Below are 3,330 nucleotides of genomic sequence, written 5' to 3'. Positions count from 1 at the left end.
AGGTTAGGTGTTATGGAGATTGAGCAGACGGGGTTGTCGGGTGTGTTGGTTATTCGCCCGCAGCGGCATGGGGATTTGCGCGGGTTTTTTTCCGAAAGCTGGAACAAGGCGCGTCTGGAGGAGGCTGGGGTTGTGTTGCCGGAATTTGTGCAGGACAACCATTCGCTGTCGTCCTCGGTGGGGACATTGCGCGGCCTGCATTTTCAGGCGCCTCCGCATGCGCAGGGCAAATTGGTGCGCGCGGGCCGGGGCGCGCTTTATGATGTCGCCGTCGATATCCGCAAGGGATCACCGACCTATGGGCAATCTTTCGGCATCGAGCTCAGCTTTGAGAACGGGCGGCAGCTTTGGGTGCCGGCGGGATTTGCCCATGGTTTTGTGACGTTAGAGCCCGACACCGAAATCTGCTACAAATGTACCAGCTCTTACAATGCGGATGCCGATGGGGGTGTGCGCTGGGACAGCTGTGGTATTGATTGGCCCTTGCAGGGGAACCCGGTGCTGAGCGACAAGGACAGGATTGCGCCTGCGCTGGCCGATTTTGACAGCCCGTTTGTTTACGAAGGATAGAATATGAAACTGTTGGTGACAGGTGGTGCGGGTTTCATCGGGTCCGCGGTCGTGCGGCGTGCCATTGCGGACGGACATCAGGTCGTGAACCTTGATGCGCTGACCTATGCGGCCTGCCTCGACAATGTTGCCGAGGTTGCAGAGAACCCGAACTATGCCTTTGTTCACGCAGATATCCGCGACCCTGCAGCCCTGAAGGCGGTGTTTGCCCAACATGCGCCTGATGCTGTGATGCACCTGGCGGCGGAATCCCATGTTGACCGGTCCATCGACGGGCCGGGGGCTTTCATCGAAACCAATGTCCTGGGTACATACAACATGCTGGAGGCGGCGCGCAGCTATTGGGCCGGACAAGGAAAACCGGACACTTTCAGGTTCCACCATATCTCGACCGATGAAGTCTTTGGCAGCCTGGGCCCCACCGGCCAGTTCACCGAGGATACCCCCTATGATCCGCGGTCACCCTATTCCGCGTCGAAAGCCTCCAGCGATCATCTGGTCCGGGCCTGGCACGAGACCTATGGCCTGCCGGTGGTGCTGACCAACTGTTCGAACAATTACGGACCCTATCATTTCCCTGAAAAGCTGATCCCCGTTGTGATCCTGAACGCAATCGCGGGCAAGGCGCTGCCGATCTATGGCGATGGCTCGAATGTCCGCGACTGGCTGTATGTCGAGGATCACGCCGACGCACTTTTGCTGGTGGTGCAAAAGGGGACTGTCGGCCGGTCCTATAACATCGGTGGCGAGAACGAGCGCAGCAACCTGGAACTGGTGCAGACGCTTTGCGCGATCCTGGACGACCTGCGCCCGAAACCGCAGGGGGTCTATGCGGACCAGATCACCTTTGTCACAGACCGCCCCGGGCATGATGCGCGTTACGCCATCGATCCCTCGCGGATGCGCAGCGAAATGAAGTGGCGCCCGTCCGTGACGGTAGAGGAAGGTCTGCGCAGAACGGTTGAATGGTACCTGAACAATGAAGACTGGTGGCGATCTTTACAGAACCGGTCCGGTGTTGGCGAACGGCTGGGGGTCAGCGCGTGAAACTTCTGGTCTTCGGGGCGACCGGTCAACTGGGCCGGGAACTGATCCGGTGTGGCGGGGATATCTCGGTTGAAGCGCTTGGGCGCGACAAGGCGGATTTTACCGATCCTGAAGGGTGCGCGGCCCTGGTTCGCAACACCGACGCGGATTCGGTGATCAACGCCGCCGCATATACCGCCGTCGACAAGGCCGAAGCGGAGGAAGACCTTGCCCTGCTGATCAACGGAACCACGCCCACGGCGTTGGCCAAAGCTGCGGCCGGGCGCGGATTGCCGTTTGTTCAGGTCTCGACGGATTATGTGTTTGACGGGGCGGGCACGGCCCCGTTCTTACCCAACCACGCGACCGGCCCGCTGGGCGCCTATGGGCGCACCAAGCTGGCGGGTGAGGCCGGTGTGATTGCGGCGGGCGGACCCCATGCAATCATACGAACCTCTTGGGTGGTGTCGTCACATGGACATAACTTCGTCAAAACCATGCTGCGCCTCGGCAAAGAGCGTGACCACCTGACGATCGTCGCAGACCAGATTGGCGGGCCAACCCCGGCATCGGCACTGGCCGAGGCCTGTATCGGCGCGGCCCGTGCTCTTTTGACAAACCCGGATGAAAAGACCGGAATTTACCATTGCAGCGGTGGCCCTGATGTCAGCTGGGCCGATTTTGCGCGCGAGATCTTCGATCAGGCCGGCATTGACTGCAATGTCGAAGACATTCCGTCCAGCGCATTCCCGACCCCCGCGAAACGCCCCCTGAACAGCCGCCTGGACTGCACGACGTTGACAACGGAACTGGGCGTGCCCCGTCCGGATTGGAAGGCGGGCCTGCACAGCATACTTGAAGACCTTGGAGAGCTCGGCACATGACGACCCGGAACGGCAAGAAACGCAAAGGTATCATTCTGGCAGGCGGGTCAGGCACCCGTCTTTATCCGATCACGATGGGCGTCTCGAAACAGCTTTTGCCCATCTATGACAAGCCGATGATCTATTACCCCCTTTCGGTGCTGATGCTGGCCGGGATCCGCGACATCGCGATGATCACGACGCCGCAGGATCAGGAGCAGTTTCAGCGCCTGTTGGGTGATGGAAGCCAATGGGGCCTGTCCCTGACCTGGATTGTTCAACCTTCTCCTGACGGGTTGGCGCAAGCCTATATTCTGGCGGAAGATTTTCTGGATGGTGCCCCCTCGGCCATGGTGCTGGGCGACAACATTTTCTTTGGGCACGGCCTGCCCGAGATCCTGCAATCGGCAGACGCCAAAGAGACCGGAGGCACTGTCTTCGGCTATCGGGTCGCTGACCCCGAACGCTACGGGGTCGTGGCCTATGACGAGGCTGGCGCCGTCACCCAGATTGTCGAGAAACCCCAAGTGCCGCCATCGAACTACGCCGTGACCGGACTGTATTTTCTGGACGGCTCTGCCCCTGAACGGGCCCGCGCCGTAAAACCGTCTGCACGCGGCGAGCTTGAGATTGTCACCTTGCTTGAAATGTACCTTGAGGCCGGGTTGCTCAGCGTCAACCGCATGGGACGCGGTTACGCCTGGCTGGATACCGGAACCCATGCAAGCCTGCTGGACGCCGGAAACTTCGTGCGCACGCTTCAGGACAGGCAAGGCCTGCAAACCGGATCACCCGACGAAATCGCCCATACATTGGGCTGGATCAACGACCAGGACCTCGAAGCCCGCGCCCGCAAATTCGGCAAAAACGA

At 60.2% G+C, this 3,330-nt stretch carries 4 protein-coding genes; all 4 read left to right on the top strand.

The annotated features are described in order from the left end of the window. Window positions 1-12: 12 nt before the first annotated feature. Window positions 13-570, top strand: coding sequence for a dTDP-4-dehydrorhamnose 3,5-epimerase (rfbC, locus tag ACR0LL_RS20890; RefSeq protein WP_480589205.1), 558 nt, complete (start codon window positions 13-15; stop codon window positions 568-570). A 3-nt stretch (window positions 571-573) separates the two neighbouring features. Beyond that, on the top strand, window positions 574-1,617 hold the full coding sequence (rfbB, locus tag ACR0LL_RS20885) for a dTDP-glucose 4,6-dehydratase (RefSeq protein WP_480589203.1): 1,044 nt from the start codon (window positions 574-576) through the stop codon (window positions 1,615-1,617). Continuing rightward, on the top strand, window positions 1,614-2,480 hold the full coding sequence (gene rfbD / locus ACR0LL_RS20880; protein ID WP_480589201.1) for a dTDP-4-dehydrorhamnose reductase: 867 nt from the start codon (window positions 1,614-1,616) through the stop codon (window positions 2,478-2,480). The genes rfbB and rfbD overlap by 4 nt, the downstream gene beginning before the upstream one ends. Then, the coding region (gene rfbA, locus ACR0LL_RS20875; protein WP_480589199.1) for a glucose-1-phosphate thymidylyltransferase RfbA at window positions 2,477-3,330 on the top strand (854 nt) is incomplete at its 3' end. The genes rfbD and rfbA, both read left to right, overlap by 4 nt.

It is taken from the genome of Ruegeria sp. AI2 (assembly GCF_056541275.1).
This window is presented reverse-complemented; position numbering and strand designations above follow the sequence as displayed.

What these genes read in the sequence shown, in the direction of transcription:
- rfbC (WP_480589205.1), top strand. Translation starts at nt 13, where the DNA reads ATGGAGATTGAGCAGACGGGGTTGTCGGGTGTGTTGGTTATTCGCCCG.
- rfbB (WP_480589203.1), top strand. Translation starts at nt 574, where the DNA reads ATGAAACTGTTGGTGACAGGTGGTGCGGGTTTCATCGGGTCCGCGGTC.